This window comes from Microcoleus sp. S13_C3 (assembly GCF_036700905.1).
Lineage (GTDB): Bacteria > Cyanobacteriota > Cyanobacteriia > Cyanobacteriales > Microcoleaceae > Microcoleus.
The window spans coordinates 1-1,549 of the sequence record NZ_JAUBPT010000347.1; the positions used below are offsets into that span (position 1 = coordinate 1).

The 1,549-nt window shown below is 48.3% G+C and carries 2 protein-coding genes; both read right to left on the bottom strand.

The annotated features are described in order from the left end of the window. Window positions 1–68 precede the first annotated feature (68 nt). A complete protein-coding gene (locus QUA16_RS36625; RefSeq protein ID WP_333109753.1) occupies window positions 69–242 on the bottom strand; it encodes a hypothetical protein in 174 nt (57 codons plus the stop codon). Next, a complete protein-coding gene (locus tag QUA16_RS36630; RefSeq protein WP_333109751.1) occupies window positions 243–1,160 on the bottom strand; it encodes a phosphatidate cytidylyltransferase in 918 nt (305 codons plus the stop codon). Window positions 1,161–1,549: the final 389 nt, after the last annotated feature.

The following is a 1,549-nucleotide window of genomic DNA, read 5'->3' on the forward strand; positions in this document are numbered from 1 at the left end:
GACTGTTGACTGTTGACTGTTGACTGTTGACTGTTGACTGTTGACTGTTGACTGTTGACTGTTAACTGTTAACTGTTAACTTTAACCTGGTTCCTCGGCAGATCCTGGGAATACATACCCAATGCCCAATGCCCTGTTTGCCCTGCGCGGCCCAATTCCCAATTCCCAATTCCCAATTCCCTGCGCGGGCCAATTCCCAATTCCCAATGCCCAATTCCCAATTCCCAATTCCCAATTCCCAATTACCGATTAATTAAAAAAGAGTCGATCGCGGGCAACAGTAAAGTGACAAAATAGTAGACTAAGGGCGCGGTAAAAACATAACTGTCGGTGCGATCGAGAATGCCACCGTGACCGGGGATCAACTGCCCCGAATCCTTAACGCCGGCGTCTCGCTTCATCATCGACTCAGTTAAATCTCCCAACAGGCTAGCAACCCCAATCAACAGACCAAAAGCAGCCCCAGTATACGGCCACCCCGGCCAGTGTAAATACCAAGACCCAGCGGCTGCCACGGCGATGCTGCCGCAAACTCCAAATACGGCACCTTCAACGGTTTTTTTGGGGCTGATGTGGGATAGGCTAGTGCGGCCGAAGAATTTGCCGACAAAATAAGCCCCAATGTCAGCGGCCCAGATGCAGAAGAAAGCCAGCAGCAGCGAAGTCAATCCTAAAGATATGTGGCTGGAAGTTGTCCAAGACGGCGGCGAGTAAATGTTAACGGGCAAATTGCTTGCTACTGCTTGCGAAAGTTGGGTTGTAGCAAGATTGCCTGGGTCGAGGCCGACTCGCAGCCGTACCCAATAGCTGGGCAAATAACCGCCGTAGAACAATCCTAAAACTGAGGAGGCAATATCGGCGATCGTCGATAATTTAGGTTGGAATAACAGGTAGAAACAAATTAAGGTTCCCGCTAAGGGGAACATGGCATCTACGAGTTCCGGTGCTAGGGCGGCAGTAATTAATAGCCCTTGACTGACGGCTAAGGTAGTTTTGGCAGCGGGAGCAATGCCTTTAGCCCTGGCTAATTGAAAATATTCCAATTGCCCTAGGTAGACGATGACTCCAAAGCCGACGGTGAAGTACCATCCGCCCATAATAATCATTCCCAAAGCAAGGGCGATCGCAACTATTCCACTCAGGATACGAGACCAAGGCATAAAATGAATTTCTCTTGCAGACGGCGGCGGATCATTCGATTTTGGATTTTGGATTTTGGATTTGAGATTTTGGATTTTGGATTTTTCTAGAGCACGAGTTGATCCCTTGCACAACTAACCCCCATCCCCCATCGGTCATCCAATATCTCAAGTCAGGCGGTCAATCCAGCTATGGTGGCCCCTATTCTTAAGTATGAAGGTTAAGTGAACTTAAAAAAGGTTAAGAATTACATTTAGGAATTGGCATAGGGCATAGGGCATGGGGCATTGGGTATGTATTCCCAGCATCTGCCGAGGAACCAGGTTAAAGTTAACTGTCAACTGTCAACTGTCAACTGTCAACTGTCAACTGTCAACTGTCAACTGTCAACTGTCAACTGTCAACTGTC